The sequence below is a fragment of the Sphingorhabdus contaminans genome (assembly GCF_007280415.1).
GTDB lineage: Bacteria > Pseudomonadota > Alphaproteobacteria > Sphingomonadales > Sphingomonadaceae > Sphingorhabdus_B > Sphingorhabdus_B contaminans.
Genome location: NZ_VKKU01000001.1, coordinates 38,264 through 56,597, shown reverse-complemented (window position 1 = coordinate 56,597; position 18,334 = coordinate 38,264). Strand labels below are relative to the sequence as shown.

18 protein-coding genes are annotated in these 18,334 nt (G+C 57.9%); 12 read left to right on the top strand and 6 right to left on the bottom strand.

What is annotated here, in order from left to right; translation table 11 throughout:
* The first annotated feature begins 176 nt into the window (after window positions 1–176).
* From FOM92_RS00275 to FOM92_RS00250, 6 genes are all read left to right on the top strand, one after another.
* Window positions 177–1,370, top strand: coding sequence for an acyl-CoA dehydrogenase family protein (locus tag FOM92_RS00275; protein WP_143774778.1), 1,194 nt, complete (start codon window positions 177–179; stop codon window positions 1,368–1,370).
* Window positions 1,371–1,442: 72 nt separating this feature from the next.
* Window positions 1,443–2,582 (top strand): acyl-CoA dehydrogenase family protein, encoded by a 1,140-nt coding sequence (locus FOM92_RS00270; RefSeq protein WP_143774777.1) that lies wholly within the window; start codon window positions 1,443–1,445, stop codon window positions 2,580–2,582.
* Between the two features lie 189 nt (window positions 2,583–2,771).
* Window positions 2,772–3,404, top strand: a complete 633-nt coding sequence (locus FOM92_RS00265; RefSeq protein ID WP_246087097.1) for a phasin family protein — start codon at window positions 2,772–2,774, stop codon at window positions 3,402–3,404.
* A gap of 222 nt (window positions 3,405–3,626) precedes the next feature.
* Entirely contained in the window at window positions 3,627–3,956 is a 330-nt protein-coding gene (clpS, locus tag FOM92_RS00260; RefSeq protein ID WP_342778147.1) for an ATP-dependent Clp protease adapter ClpS, read from the top strand.
* Complete coding sequence (locus FOM92_RS00255; protein WP_143774774.1) at window positions 3,953–4,681, top strand: SDR family NAD(P)-dependent oxidoreductase; 729 nt, start codon at window positions 3,953–3,955, stop codon at window positions 4,679–4,681. Before clpS ends, FOM92_RS00255 begins: the two co-directional genes overlap by 4 nt.
* Window positions 4,681–5,280: a 2-hydroxychromene-2-carboxylate isomerase gene (locus FOM92_RS00250; RefSeq protein ID WP_143774773.1), complete on the top strand. Its 600-nt coding sequence runs from the start codon at window positions 4,681–4,683 to the stop codon at window positions 5,278–5,280. Before FOM92_RS00255 ends, FOM92_RS00250 begins: the two co-directional genes overlap by 1 nt.
* 18 nt (window positions 5,281–5,298) lie before the next feature.
* On the opposite strand, the gene FOM92_RS00245 is transcribed toward FOM92_RS00250, so the two are convergent.
* Window positions 5,299–5,652: an energy transducer TonB gene (locus FOM92_RS00245; protein ID WP_143774772.1), complete on the bottom strand. Its 354-nt coding sequence runs from the start codon at window positions 5,650–5,652 to the stop codon at window positions 5,299–5,301.
* A gap of 60 nt (window positions 5,653–5,712) precedes the next feature.
* Between FOM92_RS00245 and murA the strand changes: the two genes are divergently transcribed.
* Together murA and FOM92_RS00235 are read left to right on the top strand one after the other, a co-directional pair.
* Window positions 5,713–6,993, top strand: coding sequence for a UDP-N-acetylglucosamine 1-carboxyvinyltransferase (gene murA / locus FOM92_RS00240; RefSeq protein ID WP_143774771.1), 1,281 nt, complete (start codon window positions 5,713–5,715; stop codon window positions 6,991–6,993).
* A 104-nt stretch (window positions 6,994–7,097) separates the two neighbouring features.
* A complete protein-coding gene (locus tag FOM92_RS00235) occupies window positions 7,098–7,706 on the top strand; it encodes a PAS domain-containing protein (protein ID WP_143774770.1) in 609 nt (202 codons plus the stop codon).
* Between the two features lie 326 nt (window positions 7,707–8,032).
* On the opposite strand, the gene FOM92_RS00230 is transcribed toward FOM92_RS00235, so the two are convergent.
* The 5 genes from FOM92_RS00230 to FOM92_RS00210 all read right to left on the bottom strand — a co-directional run bounded on the left by FOM92_RS00230 (window position 8,033) and on the right by FOM92_RS00210 (window position 13,367).
* Window positions 8,033–8,272, bottom strand: a complete 240-nt coding sequence (locus FOM92_RS00230; RefSeq protein WP_143774769.1) for a ribbon-helix-helix domain-containing protein — start codon at window positions 8,270–8,272, stop codon at window positions 8,033–8,035.
* Window positions 8,273–8,307: 35 nt separating this feature from the next.
* Window positions 8,308–9,030 (bottom strand): acetoacetyl-CoA reductase, encoded by a 723-nt coding sequence (gene phbB, locus FOM92_RS00225; protein WP_143774768.1) that lies wholly within the window; start codon window positions 9,028–9,030, stop codon window positions 8,308–8,310.
* Between the two features lie 91 nt (window positions 9,031–9,121).
* Window positions 9,122–10,120, bottom strand: a complete 999-nt coding sequence (gene hemH / locus FOM92_RS00220; protein ID WP_143774767.1) for a ferrochelatase — start codon at window positions 10,118–10,120, stop codon at window positions 9,122–9,124.
* Window positions 10,120–12,396 (bottom strand): xanthine dehydrogenase family protein molybdopterin-binding subunit, encoded by a 2,277-nt coding sequence (locus FOM92_RS00215; RefSeq protein ID WP_143774766.1) that lies wholly within the window; start codon window positions 12,394–12,396, stop codon window positions 10,120–10,122. Before FOM92_RS00215 ends, hemH begins: the two co-directional genes overlap by 1 nt.
* On the bottom strand, window positions 12,393–13,367 hold the full coding sequence (locus FOM92_RS00210; RefSeq protein WP_143774765.1) for an Mrp/NBP35 family ATP-binding protein: 975 nt from the start codon (window positions 13,365–13,367) through the stop codon (window positions 12,393–12,395). Before FOM92_RS00210 ends, FOM92_RS00215 begins: the two co-directional genes overlap by 4 nt.
* A 71-nt stretch (window positions 13,368–13,438) precedes the next feature.
* On the opposite strand from FOM92_RS00210, the gene hflK reads away from it, so the two are divergent.
* The 4 genes from hflK (at window position 13,439) to FOM92_RS00190 (ending at window position 18,279) form a co-directional block, all read left to right on the top strand.
* Window positions 13,439–14,575: a protease modulator HflK gene (gene hflK, locus FOM92_RS00205; protein WP_143774764.1), complete on the top strand. Its 1,137-nt coding sequence runs from the start codon at window positions 13,439–13,441 to the stop codon at window positions 14,573–14,575.
* A complete protein-coding gene (hflC, locus tag FOM92_RS00200) occupies window positions 14,572–15,417 on the top strand; it encodes a protease modulator HflC (RefSeq protein WP_143774763.1) in 846 nt (281 codons plus the stop codon). Before hflK ends, hflC begins: the two co-directional genes overlap by 4 nt.
* 119 nt (window positions 15,418–15,536) lie before the next feature.
* Window positions 15,537–17,033: a trypsin-like peptidase domain-containing protein gene (locus tag FOM92_RS00195; protein ID WP_342778146.1), complete on the top strand. Its 1,497-nt coding sequence runs from the start codon at window positions 15,537–15,539 to the stop codon at window positions 17,031–17,033.
* 43 nt (window positions 17,034–17,076) lie between these two features.
* On the top strand, window positions 17,077–18,279 hold the full coding sequence (locus FOM92_RS00190) for a M20 metallopeptidase family protein (protein WP_143774761.1): 1,203 nt from the start codon (window positions 17,077–17,079) through the stop codon (window positions 18,277–18,279).
* The last annotated feature ends 55 nt before the right edge of the window (window positions 18,280–18,334 follow it).

Here is an 18,334-nt window from a genome sequence, read left to right as displayed (position 1 = left end):
TGCCTCAAACAGAAATTATGGTGCGACCCGTCGCAACTTGTATATCCACCTGTTTTCATGATTGCCAAGTGCAAAGCACCGCATCACCCAAAAAAGGCCGAATTTAAGACAGGCGCGAGTTGACGTTTACGTAAACGTTCGGTAACACCGGACAAACGCTTCAGAGGAGAGTCGCCATGCAATTGGAATTCAGTCCCGAAGAAATCGCCTTCCAGCAGGAAGTACGTAGCTTCATCGCCGAAAATTATCCGAAACACCTGCGTTCGGTGCAGGATGAAGGTCATGACCTTTCGAAAGAGGATTTCCTGTCATGGCACCGCATCCTTGCCAAAAAAGGCTGGATTGCCCCTGCATGGCCTGTTGAATATGGCGGCACCGGCTGGACCGCGACGCAGCGTTTCATCTGGTCCGAGGAACTGGCCGCGGCCGATTGCGTCGGCACCATGCCCTTTGGCCTGTCGATGGTCGGCCCCGTAATCTACACCTTCGGTACGCCGGAGCAAAAAGCACGTTTCCTGCCCGGCATCCTGTCGGGCGACGACTGGTGGTGTCAGGGTTATTCGGAACCCGGCTCCGGTTCCGACCTTGCTTCGCTGCGCACAAAAGCTGTGCGCGATGGCGACCATTATATCGTGAACGGCCAGAAAACCTGGACCACCATGGCGCAGCATGCCGATTGGGGCTTCTTCCTCGTCCGTACCGATCCGGACGCAAAGCAGCAGGAAGGTATCAGCTTCCTGCTGATCGATATGAAGTCGCCCGGCGTCACTGTCCGCCCGATCATCACCCTGGGCGGTGAGCATGAGGTCAACGAAGTCTGGCTCGAGGACGTACGTGTTCCGGTTGAAAACCGCGTTTATGAAGAGAATAAGGGCTGGACCTGCGCCAAATTCCTTCTCGCCCATGAACGCACCGGCATTGCTGCTGTTGCCCGTTCGAAACGTGGCGTGGAAAAGATCAAGCAGATTGCCCGCACCGAAATGGACGGTGACAAGCCATTGCTCGCCAACGCCTTCTTCAAGCGCAAGATTTCAGAACTGGAAATCGACCTGACCGCCCTCGAATTCACCGAGCTGCGCAGCCTGGCCGGTGAAGCGGCTGGCAAAGGCCCTGGCCCTGAATCGAGCCTGCTGAAGATCAAGGGTTCGGAAATCCAGCAGCGCATCACCGAACTCGCCCTCGAAGCGGTCGGCCATTATGGCGCGCCCTATTTCCGCGGCTTTGGCGAAGGCGACAACGAACATCCCATTGGTCCCGACTACGCCCACCGCGCCGCGCCGACCTATTTCAACACCCGCAAGACGACGATTTACGGTGGATCGAACGAGATCCAGCGCAACATCATCGCCAAGATGGTGCTCGGGATTTAAGCGACATAACGGCCCCCTCCCGGCGTGGGAGGGGGAAGCCGAATAATAGAATAACGGAGAGAGAGCAGCCACATGGATTTCAGCTACACCGAAACGCAGGACATGATCCGCGAGACACTCAGCCGGTTTCTCGCCGACACCTATGATTTCGACAGCCGCGGCAAGATGATTGCCAGCACCACAGGACGCGATCCGGGTATCTGGAAAGCCCTCGCACAGGAACTGGGCATGCTGGGCGCTTCCTTTAGTGAGGAGCATGGCGGTCTGGGTGGCGGACACCTCGAAAATGCACTGATCATGGAAGAATTGGGCAAGGTCATTGCGATCGAACCCTATTTGCAGACGGTTGTTCTGGGCGGCGGTGCCCTGAAAGCGGTCGGCGGTGCCGTTGCCGATGCGGTCATTCCCGAAATCATCGGCGGCAATGTCGTAATTGCCTTTGCCTATGCCGAACCACAGGGCCGCTATAATCTCGCCAATTTGCGCACCACTGCAAAGAAGGACGGCGCCGGATATGTGCTGAACGGCCATAAGGGTGTGGTTTATGCTGCACCTTGGGCCAGCCATCTGCTTGTGACCGCCCGCACCGGCGGGTCGGGCAGTGAAGCCGCGGGCATCTCACTGTTCCTGATTGACGCCAACCTGCCCGGCATTGTCCGTAGAGACTATCCGACCGTCGACGGGTTCCAGGCATCCGAAATCTATTTTGAAAATGTTGCCATTCCCGGCGACGCACTGCTCGGCGGCGAAGGCACCGGCCTGCCGCTGATCGAACAGATTGTTGACGAGGCGACCGTTGCCGTTTGCGCCGAAGCCTGCGGCGTGACGTTCAAACTGCATCAGGGAACGCTGGAATATGCACGGCAACGTAACCAGTTCGGCCAGCCCATTTCGCGGTTCCAGGTGCTGCAGCACCGCATGGTCGACATGTTCATGGAAGTGGAACAGTGCAAGTCGATGACGACCATGGCGACATTGAAGCTCGACCTGCCTGCAGCCGAGCGTATGGCCGCTGTTTCCGCATGCAAGGCGAAGGTATCGCGCGCTGCCAAATTTGTTGGCCAGAATGCCATCCAGACGCATGGCGGTATCGGCATTACCCAGGAACTCGCCATCGGCCATTATTTCAAACGCGCCACCATGATCGAAGGCCAGTTCGGCTCCGCCGATCATCATTATGATCGCTTTGAAAAGCTGACTTTGGCAGCATAACTTTATTCCGAGCTGTCGGGGGCGTCCCCCGAGATAGCGCATCAACGGGGACTGTCCCAAAAGGGACCGTCCCCGAATTTTTGCGCAAATCCGCCATTTCTCTATTTTTGTGCAGTGCAACATTTATCGTTGACATTGCGAGCATGAATCATTATTGTGCAGTGCAACACAACAGAAATGGTGCTCAATATGGCCAGCAAGGCAACTACCCCTGCAACTTCCAAAACTGCGAAACCCGCAGCGGCGAAAGCTGCGCCTGCAAAAGCCGCTCCGGCCGCTGAAAAGGTAGAAGCCAAGAAGGTTGAGGCTGAAAAGCCTGCGACCGCTCTGGTCACCAAGATCGTGTCTGTTGAACCCAAACCGATTGCTCAAGGAGTAACCAAAATGACCGATACTGTTAAAGCCACCACCGAAAAGGCTACCGAATTTTTCGCCGACGTACGCGAAAAGGCAACCGAAGCTGCTGAAAAAGGCAAGAAGTTCGCCACTGAAGCTGTTGAATTCAACAAGGCAAATGTTGAAGCCATGATCGAAGCCGGCAAGATTGTTGCCAAGGGCGCTCAGGATCTCGGCAAGACCAACATGGAATATGCCAAGAAGAATTTCGAAGAAGCACAGGTTGCCGTCAAGGAACTGACCGCAGTCAAGTCGCCGACCGATTTCGTCAAGCTGCAGGGTGAATGGGCTCGCAAGGGCTTCGACACCGCCGTTGCCCAGGGTTCGAAGAACACCGAAGCCATGGTCAAGCTGGTCAGCGACATGTTCCAGCCGATTTCGAACCGCATTGCGGCGACGACCGAACTTTTCAAGAAAGCTGCCTAAGCTCGCTTGAATATTGTGCCGGTGCGCCAAAATGCACCTGCCGCCCTCTCTCTCCTCTCCTCTAAGGTGGCGGGAAAGCAGACGCGAACCGGCGCAATGAAACAAAAACCGCCCTTTCCCCCCGTGGAAAGGGCGGTTTCTTTTTGTCACACGACGAATCATCATTAACAGGGCTTGCGCAGCCCCCCTGCCCTATCCTATTTTATCGGCATGGATATTTTTATGGCCCAAGATGACGACGACAAAGCAGGCGGTACCCCCGGTGTAGGACTTGCCACGCGCACGCGGCCCAAGACCCAGAAGCCGAGCCAATATAAAGTATTGCTGCTCAACGACGATTATACGCCGATGGAATTTGTCGTTCATGTCCTGAAGGCCTTTTTCTCTATGGACACCGATCAGGCCACACGCGTCATGCTCCACGTCCACCAAAAGGGCGTGGGCGTTTGCGGCATTTTTACCTATGAAGTCGCCGAAACAAAGGTCGCGCAAGTGATGGACTTCGCGCAGAAGAACCAGCATCCCCTGCAATGCACGCTTGAAAAGGCGTGACGAAAGCCGCGTTGGTCGTCGGGGCCGGCGATGCCACCGGCGGGGCGATTGCCAGAGCCTTTGCACGCGAAGGCTACACCGCCTGCGTTAACCGGAGGGCCCGCAACGCAGCGCAACTTGAATCCCTGATGCAGTCCATCGAAGCCGAAGGTTTCGCTGCCAAAGCCTATCCCGGCGACGCGCGACTCGAAGAGGATGTCGTTGAAATGGTTGGTGCCATTGAACGTGACGTCGGCCCTATCGATGTTGCGGTATTCAATATCGGTGCGAACGTGAACTTCTCCATCCTCGACACCACGGCGCAGGTGTACCGGAAAGTCTGGGAGATGGCGGCCTTTGCGGGGTTTTTAATGGGCCGTGAAGTTGCGAAACGCATGGTTACGCGCGGACACGGCACAATTATCTTTACAGGCGCAACCGCATCGCTGCGTGGTGGCAGGGGTTTTTCCGCTTTTTCAGGTGCAAAGGGTGCGCTGCGAATGCTGGCGCAATCCATGGCGCGCGAACTGGGTCCGCAGAATATCCATGTCGCCCATGTCGTCATCGACGGCGGCATCGATACCGAGTTTATCCGCGGCCTTCGTCCCGATTTCGAAGAAGCGAAAGCGCAGGACAAAGTGCTTTCGCCCGATGCCATTGCGGCGCAATATGTCGCTCTGCACAAGCAGCATCGCAGTGCATGGACGCATGAACTTGACCTCAGACCATGGGCGGAGACATTTTGATGTCCAAGACGATTGAATTCCTGTTCGATTTTGGCGGACCCAACAGTTATCTGGCGCATAAGGTCCTGCCCGATCTGTGCGCCCGAACCGGTGCCGAAGCGGTCTACACGCCCATTTTGCTGGGCGGATTGTTCAAACTGACCAATAACCAGGCACCGCTGATCCGCTACGCAGAGACACCCGCGAAGCGCAATTATGAAATGCTGGAATTTGAACGCTTCGTCAAAGCTCACAACATCCCCTTCCGGATGAATCCCCATTTCCCGATCAATTCGCTCCATCTGATGCGGGGCGCGGTTGCGGCGCAGCATTTGGGCTGCTTCATGCCCTATGTCGAGGCGATCATGGCCGCCATGTGGGAAAAGGAAATCAATACCGGTGATCCCGATGCCGTTCGCAGCGTCCTGGACAACGCCGGTCTCGATAGCGCTGCCCTATTGGCCAAGGCCGATGACCCGGATGTGAAGGCCGAGCTTGTGGCAAATACCGACAAAGCCGCAGAACGCGGGGCTTTCGGGGTGCCTACTTTCTTTGTCGGCACGGAAATGTTCTGGGGCAAGGAGAGAATGGGTCAGGTCGAAGATGCTTTAGCCGCTTAAGCGGCCGGCTGCCCACCTTTACTCTTCAATCCGGAATTCCGCCTTGCGCAGATAATGCCGCTCGCCTGCTTGCGCAGATATAGGCGGAAAACCGCCTGCCCGCATCGCGCTGGTACATGCAGCCCTGTCCAGATCGGCATGTCCGCTGCTGCTGGACACGAGGCAGGATTTCGGGCGTCCGTCCGGCGCCACTGTCACCTGTACAATAACCGTCCCTTGTCGCCCCTCGCGCAACGCACGGACGGGATAATCGGCGGTGATTGCTTCGACAGATGAGGCCACCCCGGAACCTTCTGCAGACGATGCGCTACAGGGCGCGGCACACAGCATGGCGGCACAAATCCCAGTGTAGAGGATCGGTTTCATCGCCATGCTTTCCGCCCCTGTATTAGTCTGGCTTGCCTCCACACACAATGCCGCTAAATACGGGCGATGGACAAGATAATCGTACGCGGCGGCAACGCACTCAAGGGGAAGATTCCGATATCAGGGGCAAAGAACAGCGCGCTGACGCTGTTGCCGTGCGCCTTGCTGACCGATGAGCCGCTGACCCTGCGCAACTTGCCCCGACTGGCCGATATTGACGGGTTCCAGCATCTTTTGAACCAGTTCGGCATTTCGACAAGCATTGCCGGATCGCGTCCCGAAGATTTCGGCCGCGTGATGACGCTCGAGGCAACCCGCATCACCAGCAATGTCGCCCCCTATGAACTGGTTCGCAAGATGCGCGCCTCGATTCTCGTGCTGGGCCCGATGCTGGCGCGCGCAGGCGAAGCCACCGTCTCGCTTCCCGGTGGTTGTGCCATCGGCAACAGGCCCATCGACCTGCACCTCAAGGCGCTCGAAGCCTTCGGCGTCGAAATCGAACTGGCCGCAGGTTATGTGAAAGCCATGGCCCCCGACGGCATCCCCGGCGGCTCCTATACTTTCCCGGTCGTCTCGGTCGGCGCCACCGAAAACGCGTTGATGGCAGCCAGCCTCGCCAAAGGCACCTGCATCCTGCACAATGCCGCGCGCGAACCGGAAATTGTGGACCTGTGCAATCTGCTCGTTGCCATGGGCGCCGAAATTGAGGGCATCGGCACGTCCGACCTGATTATCCACGGTAAGGACCGCCTGCATGGTGCGACCTATCGCGTGATGAGCGACCGGATCGAAGCCGGCAGCTATGCTTGTGCCGCGGCGATTACCGGCGGCGATGTCGAGCTGGTCGGCGCAAAGGCAAGCGAGATGGACGCAACGGTCGACGCTCTTCGACAGGCGGGCGTCGCGGTTGAGGAAACCAAAGGCGGTATCCGGGTATCTTCGGATGGCAAGTTGAAGCCCCTGACCATCTCCACGGCACCCTATCCGGGTTTTGCCACCGACATGCAGGCGCAGTTCATGGCGATGCTGTGCCTTGCCGACGGCGCCAGCGTGCTGACCGAAACGATTTTCGAAAACCGCTATATGCATGTGCCCGAACTCAACCGCATGGGTGCCCATATCGAGACCAAGGGCCGCACCGCGATCGTGCACGGCGTCAAGGGCCTGACCGGAGCGCCGGTAATGGCCACCGACCTGCGCGCGTCGATGAGCCTCGTCATCGCCGGACTCGTGGCGGAAGGCGAAACCCATGTCAGCCGCCTTTACCATCTCGACCGCGGTTATGAACGGCTGGAAGAGAAGCTCCAGCTTGTCGGCGCCGATGTGGAGCGCGTTGGCGCCGAGTAGGACGCGACCGTCAAATCGGATTTGTCTTTAATGGCCTATTGCTAAGTGCGCCCAAGTGCGTCATCTTTAAAACAAGAGAAGACCCGATGATGATGCACATGATAATGTCTGGACGCGGACGCCACCCGGTATTGGATGCCATAAGGCACAGTCCAATTGCCACTGTGGTGAGCGATCCCAAAGAAGCGGATAACCCGATTATCGCTGCGAATGAGGCGTTTTGCAAACTGACGGGCTATGACGAAAGCGAAATTCTGGGCCGCAACTGCCGTTTCCTGCGCGGACCCGATACGGAAAATAGCCAGACCGAAAAGCTGCGGGAATCGATCAATGCGCGGCGAGCGACTCTGGCGGAACTGATCAACTATCGCAAAGACGGGTCGCCTTTTCGCAATGCGGTTATGATAGCCCCCCTGTTCGACAGCGGCGGCAAGCTCGAATATTTTGTCGGGTCCCAGATCGAAGTCCTTCCTGAAGAGGAGAGCATAGCCGTTGTCCGCCAGCAGCAGGCGGCCGAGATTGTGCACCGGCTTAGCCCGCGCCAACGCGAAATATTGCAGCAAATGGCGCAAGGCTTCCGTACAAAACAGATCGCCCATATGCTGTCGCTCAGCGAGAAGACGGTCCAAATGCACCGCATGCTGATGTTCAAAAAATTGTCGACGTCAAATGCAGCAGACGCGGTTCGTATTGCGGTCGAAGCAGGGCTTTAAGATACTGATTTCCGGCTCAGTTTTCCGGGTGACATCGTTCAGCTACAGCCATTCGCCTATATGGGCCAAATCCGGTATTTCGGGTGCAGCATTAATGCGGCATTAAGTACGTACAGGTAGGCGGCAATGCAGGTCGGAAGAGCGTCCGGTCTTATCCCTCCCTCAAAACGAAGGGCGCTTGGAATATATGGCGATAACCCTCCATCGCACCAATTAGACACTCTTTGCCGTCCGCCTGTAACCCTCTAACGAATGCCTGATCAGGAAATTCGAGCATTTTTGGGTCGCAATTGTACCGCCATGGCTCCGCTATCGGCGGTACTTTTTTATTCGCGGTTTGCGCTGACCCACAGGCGGATAGCGCTGGCGAGACCACAAGGCGAAGCGGATTCCAACCGTTCCACATCGATCTGGGCGACAAGCGCATTGACCGGCAGGCACCTTCTGTCGGCGGCCCGTTTCAATGCATCCCAGAATAGCGGCTCCAGACTGATCGACGTCTGATGCCCTGCGATGGTCATGCTGCGCTTTACCGGCGGATGATAGATGGAATTGCCCTGCACAATTTATCCTGTCACCCGCCCGTCACACGCAATGCGCATCAATACATGTGCTGCCCGCCGTTGATCGACAGCGTCGATCCCGTGATGAAGCCGGCATTGTCGCTGGTCAGAAATTCAACACCGCGCGCAATTTCGTCCGCATTACCCAGACGCCCGACGGGAATCTGCGCCACAATCTTTTCCATCACATTTTCAGGAATGGTCGACAACATTTCGGTGCCGATATAGCCCGGGGCGATCGCGTTGGCGGTTACGCCATGGCGGGCCCCTTCCATCGCAAGCGACTTGGTAAAGCCGTGGATGCCCGACTTTGCCGCGGCATAGTTGACCTGGCCAATCTGGCCGCCCTGGCCATTGACCGATCCGATATTGACGATACGGCCCCACTTGCGGTCACGCATGCCGCTGAAGACCGCCTTCGCCATATTGAAACAGCCCGTCAGGTCGACGCGGATCACCTCGTCCCACTGTTCGAAGGTCATTTTGACCATGGTGGCATCCCGCGTGATACCGGCATTGTTGACCATGATATCGATAGGGCCAAAATCGGCCTCAATCGCGGCGCATGATTCAAGGCAGGCCTCGTGATTGCCGACATCCCATTTGCGGACAGGAATTCCGGTCCGTTCGGAAAATTCCTTCGCGGCAGCGTCATTGCCGCCGTAGTTTGCAATGACGATCCGTCCCTTTTCTTTCAATTTGAGACTGATTGCTTCGCCAATGCCCCGCGTTCCCCCGGTTACGACCGCAATACGTGACATATCTCTCTCCTGATCTTGGGCTTGATTTCAAATGAAGAATAGCCAGAGCCGCCGCAAGTGCAAGTTGACGCGAGCGTTAGCGCATAGCTATTCAGAGCCAGCCCGACAGTTCCCGCCGCACAAGGTTTTCGAGCATATCCATACCTACGTCGCTATCGTTCAGGCACGGCAGATAGGCGTAATGGGTGCCCCCCGCTTCTTCGAACTGTTCCTGCCCCTGGATAGCAAGTTCTTCCAGCGTTTCGAGACAGTCTACCGAGAAGCCCGGCGCGAAGATCGCAATCTTTTTACGTCCGTCACGTGCAAGCTGCATGATGGTGTCATCGGTGGCTGGTTCGAGCCATTTGGCACGACCAAAGCGCGACTGGAAACTGACAACAAGTTCACGCCCCATTGCCTCCGACAAAAGACGCGCGGTCTTCTGGCAGTGGCAGTGGTAGGGATCACCTAGGTATAATGTGCGCTCCGGCATGCCGTGGAAACTTATCACAAGCGCATCCGGCGTGAAATCCAGGGTCGCCAGAGATGCCTCGACCGACGATTTCAGTGCAGCAATATAGGACGGGTCATCGTGATAGGCGGGCAATGTCCGGATTGCCGGATGCCAGCGCATTTTTGTGAGAGCGGCATAGGCTTCGTCCTGGACCGTGCCGGTGGTGGCGCCCGAATATTGCGGATAAAGTGGCGCAATAAGGATGCGGTTGCACCCGTCCTCTTTCATGGCCGCAAGCTGGTCCGGGATGGATGGACTACCGTAGCGCATCGCATAGCGCACGTCTGCCTGCCCCTGCAAACGTGCGGCCAACGCCTTCATTTGCGCAATTGTATAAAATGCGAGTGGCGACCCGCTTTCTGTCCAGACCTTGGAATAGGCCTTGGCCGATTTTTGCGGGCGGGTGTTGAGGATCACCCCGCGCAATATTGGCTGCCAGACCAATGGGGGAATTTCGACAACGCGGCGATCGGACAGGAACTGCTTCAGATAGCGTTTGACCGCCTCTGTCGTCGGTGCATCCGGCGTTCCCAGATTGACCAGCAAAACTCCCACCCGGGGAGCCGCGACGACGGGATGTGTGTCGGGCTTTTCCATCAAAGACCTCGGGACAATAAGGGGAGTTCGCGCAGACGCACGCCGGCTGCGGAGAACAACGCGTTCGCGACCGCCGGAGCGACCGCGGGGACGCCAAGTTCTGAAACGCCACCGGGATCTTCGTCGCTGCGGATAAATTCCACGACGATCTCGGGGATATCGGCAAGCACCGGCAGATCAATCTCCCGCAATCTGCGTACGGTGGGGAGGCCCTTTTCAAATTCGGTCGATGCACCCAGAGCCTGCGCCAGACCGAAAACAATGCCGCCTTCAATCTGTTGACGCGCAAGGTCGGGATTGATCAGGCGACCGCAATCCACCATCGCCGAAATCCGTTCCACACGAACGCCTGTTTCATTTGTCCGCGCGCTGGCCACGATGGCGATATGGCTGCCGCGCATCGAGTGGCAGGCCAGACCCTTGCTGCTGCCCGAGATGCCGCCATCCCATCCTGCCATGGAAGCAACGCCGGTCAGGCACCGCGCAAGCCGGGTCTGGTTGACGAGCATCTGCATCCGGAATGACAAAGGTTCGATACCCGCCTTTTGGGCCAGTTCATCGATGAAGGATTCAATAAAGAAGCAGTTATAACTGTGCGCGAGGGAACGCCACGGGCCGGTCATAATGGGCAGGTCGACAGGGAAATGATCGACAGTTAAGTTGGCGATTGCGTAGGGCGGCACTGCCCCTTCCAGCGCGAGGGAATCAAATTCTCCCGCGGCATTGGCACGCGCTTCTGCCGGGCTTTCGCCGTCCAGACGGTTGGCCAGTTCACGCATCGAAGATGCTGCCGCCACGCGGACTGTCATACCGGCCAGCGTTCCGTCCTGATCCAGCGAAGCGGACAAACGCCCAAGTGCTGGTGTGCGCACATGATCCCGTATGAAGTCTTCTGCCCGCGACCAGACAAGCTGGACCGGTCGGCCGACTTCCTTTGCGATTACGGCCACCTGTGCGGCGATGATATTGTCGAAATTGCGATCGAAACTTCCGCCCGCAATCACGGGATAAAGCGTGACATCGTCGGCATCGATCCCGATTGCCTGCGCCGCCGCAATCTTCGCCTGGTTCGGCGCCTGGCTTGCGAGCCACATCTGCAAACGACCATCGCGATATTCCGCGGTTGCGGAGCGTGTTTCAATCGGCGCATGGACAGCAGCCGCGACGTTATAATCCGCATTGAACACGCGTGTCGCGGAGCCCTCTGCCATAGTCGCCTCGACATCGCCAAGACGAACCATCCGCGTGCCTGGCCCGTTGGCGATGGCATTGGCCAGCGCATCGGCCATCTTGATGCTGTCTGCCATCCGTCCTTCGGTCACGAACACTGGCGCCATGGCGTCCAGTGCACGGTTCGCTGCCCACCAGTTTGTTGCGACCGATGCGACCCAGTTTTCGGTCTTCACAATGTTTACAACGCCCCGGATCTTGAACGCGGCCTTGCTGTTCAAGGATTTCAGGGTTGTTTTGCCCGCCGGCCCACCCCGGACCGAGGCAAAGAGCATGTCGGGCAGCCTTATATCGCCGGCGAAAGTTGCGCTGCCGTCCACCTTGGATGCGAGATCGAGACGCGGGGCATCGCGCCCGGACAGCCTATTACGTGCCGATGGATTAAGCGGGATGGGCGAAGGCGGCTCAAGCTCGGCGGCTTCGGCAACCAGATCGGCAAAAGCGAGACGCTTTTTGCCGAATGTCACGAAACCTTTATCGACCTGGCACTGTTCCCATTCCGTATCCCAACGCGCCGCTGCGGCCTGACATAGCAGCACGCGCGCGGTTGCGCCGGCTTCGCGGCACGGGCGTTCAAACTGACGGATGGAAGTAGACCCCCCGGTCGCGACAAACATCTCGCGGGTGGCAAGTTCGTTGACAACCGTCGCCACCGGACCCTGTTCAGCCTCCAATCCCGCTTTTTCGGGAAGGAATGCCGGTGCCCATTCGCGGGCGAGCAGTTTGTTGGCGAACAGGGGGCTGGGTGGCACGGGCTGCACCGCAACCGAACGCCAATCGGCACCCAGTTCGCCAGCTACGATCTGGGCAAGAGCGGTATAAACACCCTGCCCCGATTCGCTCTGCGGAATACCCACAATGATTTTGCCGTCTTCGGCAATCTTCAACCAGGGTCCGAAAAGATGCTCGCCTTTCGCCGCCCGCATATTGGGAAGATAGCGCCGCGGCCAAAGCGCCCAGGACACGAGCAAGCCGACCCCGACGCCGCCTCCAATCAGGATCTTGCGGCGCGAAATGCCCTTTTCGTCGTCCGGACCGTCCGTCATGCCGGGGGTACCTTCGGATTATCCACCCAGTCACTTACCTGACGTGCAATGGCGGCATATGCGGCCGCAATCGGACCTTCGCCCAGCGCGGGGGGTGCGCCTGCGTCACTCGCTTTGCGGATGGCAATGTCGAGCGGGATGCGTCCCAAAAACGGTATGCCAAGCTCGGCGGCTGCCGCCTCTGCACCACCGGAACCAAAAGGATCGCTCATTTCCCCGCAATGCGGGCAGAGATATCCGGCCATATTCTCGACCAGCCCGATGATCGGCACTTTCGCGGTATCGAAAAAGCCGATCGCGCGCGCGGCATCCATCAGCGCCAAATCCTGCGGCGTCGAAATGATGACTGCGCCCACGGGCTTGTGTTTCTGGATCATCGACAATTGTATGTCGCCTGTTCCCGGTGGCATATCGACGACGATATCGCGCACATTCCCCCAATGCGCATCCACCAGCTGCGACAGGGCATTGCCCGCCATCGGTCCGCGCCAGGCGATCGCCTGTCCCGGTTTGGCCAATTGGCCCATCGACAGGAACGGGACGCCGCCCGCCCCTTTGATCGGGTACAGCTTGTTACCCTCGGCTTCGGGTTTGCGGTCTTCTGCGCCCATCAGCCGCGGCTGCGACGGTCCATAGATGTCGGCATCTACCAAACCGACCGATCGGCCTGCCAGCGCCATTGCGACCGCAAGGTTGGTGGAAAGCGTCGATTTGCCAACGCCACCCTTGCCGCTCGCCACCGCAATCAGGCGCGGCGTGATGCGTTCAGCCGTCATGACGATACGCACCGACTGTGCACCTGCCTGTTGCAACGCCGTCCGCAAACCGGCGTCCAATTCATCGCGCTGCGGTGCGTCCATGCCGGCGACATCGAGCACAAAAGAAACCTGGCCGCCATCAACCTTTAACCCGCTCGCGCGGGGGCCTGCCAGAGTTGATATTATGTCGGAAATTGCATTGAAATCGGTCATCACTTGCCGAATAGAATCAGAATTGCGGGATTGACACTGTTTTTCTGAAAAACCGTTCCTATAAAGGCTTCATGCGCAATAAAATTGATCAAGAGAGCGGCTCCATATTGGCTATCGAGGGCAAGGGACCGTGGGATTCACCGTCACCGTCGGAAAGCGGTTCGTCCGGAAAACCAAAATCGGCAGGGGATGACAATCCAAAACCCGAACCGGTCAACCCCTGGGACCCGGCACACGCCGGATCGACACAGTCCGGACGGCAACGCGGGCCCTCGCTTGAAGATCTGCTTCGCCGCACTGGCGGCGGTAAAGGCGGCGGCTTTGGTGGACTGCCTTCACGCGGGGATGGCAAAAGCTGGTGGCCGGTCATCCTGGGCGCTTTTGTCGCGCTTTGGCTGGTGTGGACCAGCGTCCACCGGATTGGGCCGGAACAGGAAGGTGTCGTCACCTTCTTAGGCAAATATTCGCGCACGGTCCCGCCTGGTATCCAGCTCACATGGCCAGCGCCTTTCGAAGATATTCAGAAGGTCGATACGAAGCAGATTCAGACAACTTCGGTCGGCTCCCCTAAAGCAAGCAGCGAAAATCTGGTCCTCACAAAGGATCAGAGCATCATAGACATGGCTTATGATGTGCGCTGGTCGATCAAAGACCCCGAGCTTTTCCTCTTCCAACTGGAAAATGCCGAAGCAACGGTCAAGGAAGTCGCCGAAAGTGCGATGCGCGCGGCAGTGGCCAATTATGACCTGACGCAGGCGATCGGCCCAGGTCGTGGCGGTATCGAAGTCGAAGTCCGGCGCCGGATGCAACAGGTGCTGGATGAATATCGTTCGGGCGTTCTGGTACAGAGCATCTCGATCCGTCAGTCCGATCCCCCTGCCGAAGTAAATGACGCATTCCGCGAAGTGAACGCCGCGCAGCAGCGTCGGGAAAGCTATCTGAACGACGCGCGCGCCTATGCCAGCCGCGTGACCGAGCTTGCCATAGGTGAGACGACAGAGTTCGATAAAATCTATGTGCAATATCGCGAAGCACCGGAAGTGACGAAGCGCCGGCTCTATTATGAAACGATGGAGCAGGTGCTCGGCAAGGTGGACAAGACCATCGTCGAAACAGGCGGTGTCACGCCCTATCTCCCGCTTCCTGAGTTTCAGAAAAAAGCGGCGCCAAAAAATGAACCCGTGACCGTTACAGGTAAGAAGCAATGACCCAGAATTTCTTCAGAAACCCGCTATACGTTGGATTTGCCGCAATAGCAGTGCTGATCCTGCTCAGCATGTCGGTTACCGTGGTAACGGAAAAGCAACAGGCGATTATAAGCAGCTATGGTAAAGTTGACCGCGTTGTTAACGCTTATCGTAAAGGCGAAGAGTTTGGCAAAACGCGGGCCGGCTTGACCTTCCGCATTCCCTTGGTCGAGCAAATCCAGCTGATCGACAAGCGAGTATTGAGCGTTGAGATGGAACAGCAGGAAGTATTGTCCACCGACCAGCTCCGGCTGCAGGTCGATGCTTTCGCCCGTTTCCGGATAACAAAGCCAGACCAGATGTACCGCACGATCCGCACCGAAGACCGGTTGCGCGACCAGTTGCGGACAATCTTGGGATCGTCGTTGCGCAACGAACTCGGCAAGCGGACGTTCGCAACCCTGCTGAGTGCCGAGCGTGGCGAAGTTATGGAGAATATCCAGACCGCGCTGAACCGTGAAGCCAGCAAATATGGCGCAGAAGTGATCGACGTCCGCATCAAGCGCGCCGACCTTCCTGCAGCGACATTGCAATCCGCCTATAACCGGATGCGCAGTGCCCGTAACCAGGAAGCGATTGCGATTGATGCCGAAGGGCAGAAAGAAGCCCAGATCATCCGCGCCGAAGCCGAAGCGGAAGCCGCGCGTATCTACGCCATCAGTTACAATAAGGACCCGGAATTCTACGATTTCTACCGCGCAATGCAGAGTTACCGGCAGACATTCCAGAATGGCGAAGGGTCAAGCAACATCATCCTGTCACCGCAAAACGCGTATCTGGAGAAGTTCCGGAACGGTCGTTAGTCGAACGGCAAATGACATTCGCCGGTTGGTCCGGCTCCCATTCAATTGGCGTTAAGCTTTACAACGCCATCGAATGGCCGAAATTCGGGCATTTTGCCCAAGATTGTTAGACGAAGGGAATGAAATCCGTGCGTTACGCTTATGCTGCTACAACCGCTCTATTGCTGACCGGAAGCGCTTTGGCGCTGGTCAATGGTTCGCCCGTAACGGCGCAGACGGCGCTGCCCGTGTCGGCACAGGCCAATCTCGCACCTGCAGGTGCTCCAGCCAGCTTCGCCGATCTGGTCGCGCAACTGCAACCGGCGGTTGTCAACATTTCGACCAAGCAAAAGGTCCAGGTCGCGACCAGCTTCAACCCCTTCACCGGCGAACGTCGCCCGGTGACGCAGGAACAGGCAAGTGGCGGTTCGGGCTTTCTGATTTCCGCCGACGGCTACATCGTCACGAATAACCATGTGGTCGCCGGTGGACCGGCAGGTGATGCGGTGGACCGTGTGACCGTTACGCTGTTTGACGGCAAGGAATATGCGGCTGAAATCGTGGGCCGCGATCCGCAGTCCGACATCGCACTCCTCAAGATCAAGGCAAGCAATCTACCGTTTGTGGCCATGGCAGATTCGACCAAAAGCCGCGTTGGCGACTGGGTCATTGCCATCGGCAACCCCTTGGGTCTCAGCAGTTCTGTGACGGCTGGTATTATTTCGGCGCTTCAGCGCAATATCGGTGCTGGCGGTGCATATGACCGTTTCATCCAGACCGATACGGCAATTAACCCTGGCAACTCCGGCGGCCCCCTGTTCAACCTGAGAGGTGAAGTTATCGGCATCAACAACCGACTGATCTCGCCCATTGGCGCGAACATCGGTGTTGGCTTTGCCATTCCTGCCGAAGAGGCGAAGCCTGTCATCGAGTCTCTCAAAAAAGGCGTCCGTCCGGAACGCGGTTATCTGGGTATCAGCATCACGCCCGTCGGCGAAGATCTGGCGGATGCGCTGGGTCTGGAGAAGAATCGTGGTGAATTCGTTGCCCGTGTTGTCGCGGGCGAAGGCGGCGACAAAGCCGGTCTGAAAGAGGGTGATATTGTCCTCAAGGTCGATGGCCGCGAAGTGTCACCGGAGGCCACCCTGTCCTACATCGTTGCCAACATCAAACCGGGCACTCGCATCCCGCTCGACATTTTGCGTGAAGGTAAGCCGCTGCGCCTGAATGCAGTTGTCGGCACGCGTCCGCCGGAAGAAAAGCTCGCCCAGAGCAACTTCAATCCGGAAGAGAATAAGGATTTTGACAAAGACAGCGACAGCCCGGATGCCAAGATCATCCGCGATGCGATTGGCTTGAGTGTCATTCCGCTCGATGCCGAAATTGCGCGCCAGTTGGGCATGGGCACCGATGTCAAAGGGGTCGTTATCGATATCGCAGGACAAGGAACGGCTGCACAGGCTGGCTTGCGCCGCGGCGATGTAATCGTGTCGGCTACCTACCAGCCCGTGACATCGCCCGCCGCTCTGGCCGCAGCGATCCGTACGGCGAAAACCGCAGGGCGGAGCGCAATCCTGCTCGGCGTCAAACGCCGTGGCGGTACCACGCAATATGCAACGGTCCGCATCGAGGAATAATCCTCACTTGTTCATCACCGCCAGCGGGTGTTAGTCAGCGTCCATGAATCTGACCGACACCCCCTGGCATGATGATGCCGAAGCCATTCTGCCCGATCTCGTTGAACTGCGCCGGGCCATCCATGCCGAGCCCGAACTGGGCCTGCAAAATCCCAAGACACTGGCAAAAATTAAGGCCGCATTGGCAGGCCTGCCCCTCGAATTTCGCGAAGGACCGTCGACAACGGGTTTGATCGCCACCTTAAAGGGTCCAGCCAATGGCCGCACGGTTCTTCTGCGCGGCGATATGGATGCGCTGCCGCTTCATGAAGATACCGGTCTGGATTACAGCTCGACCACCGACGGGGCGATGCATGCCTGCGGGCATGACACCCATGTCGCCATGCTGGTAGGCGCCGCCAAGATGCTATGCGCCCGGCGCGAAGAACTTGCCGGAACCGTGCAATTCATGTTCCAACCGGGCGAAGAAGGCCATCATGGCGCGCGCTTCATGCTGGATGACGGCCTGATCGACCCGCTGCCCGACGCGGCGTTTGCATTGCATATCATGCCCAACGCCCCGCGCGGCGTGTTCACCGGCAGGGCCGGTCCGTTGCTGGCCTCATCCGACGTGTTGAGCATTACAGTCAAAGGCGCTGGCGGCCATGCGTCGATGCCACACGACGCCACCGATCCCGTGCCCGTCGCGTGCGAAATAGTATCGGCCATTCAGGCAATGGTGACCCGTACCGTTTCGGTATTCGACCCGGCCGTTGTGACGATCGCCAAGATCACAGCCGGTACGACCAACAACATCATTCCCGAAACCGCACATATGCTGGGTACAATCCGCACCCTGTCCCCCCGTCAACGGGCTCAGGTAGCCGAACATCTGCACCGGCTGGCTCCGAACATCGCGGCGGCGCATGGCTGCACGGCGGACGTGCATATCGAACCCGGGTTTCCCGTCACATTATGCGATGCACGCGCAGTCCATTTCGGCAAATCCGTCGTCGAAAATTTGTTCGGCGAGGAAAGCTGGATCACACTCGACACGCCCATCATGGGCGCTGAAGATTTTGCCTATGTCCTTGAAAAAGTCCCCGGCGCGATGTTCTTTCTGGGCGCCAGCCATGAAGGGGATGACTGGCGTTCCTGTTGCGGTCTCCATTCCAACCGCATGGTCCTGGACGACAGTGTCATGTCCCGCGGCGCGGCGTTGCACGCGGCAATTGCGGAGAGGTTTTTGACGGACGGGTTTGAGTGATTTTGTCGCGCTAAGACGCGATAACGTCCCTGTTCCCACCAAGCTGTGTTTGAGT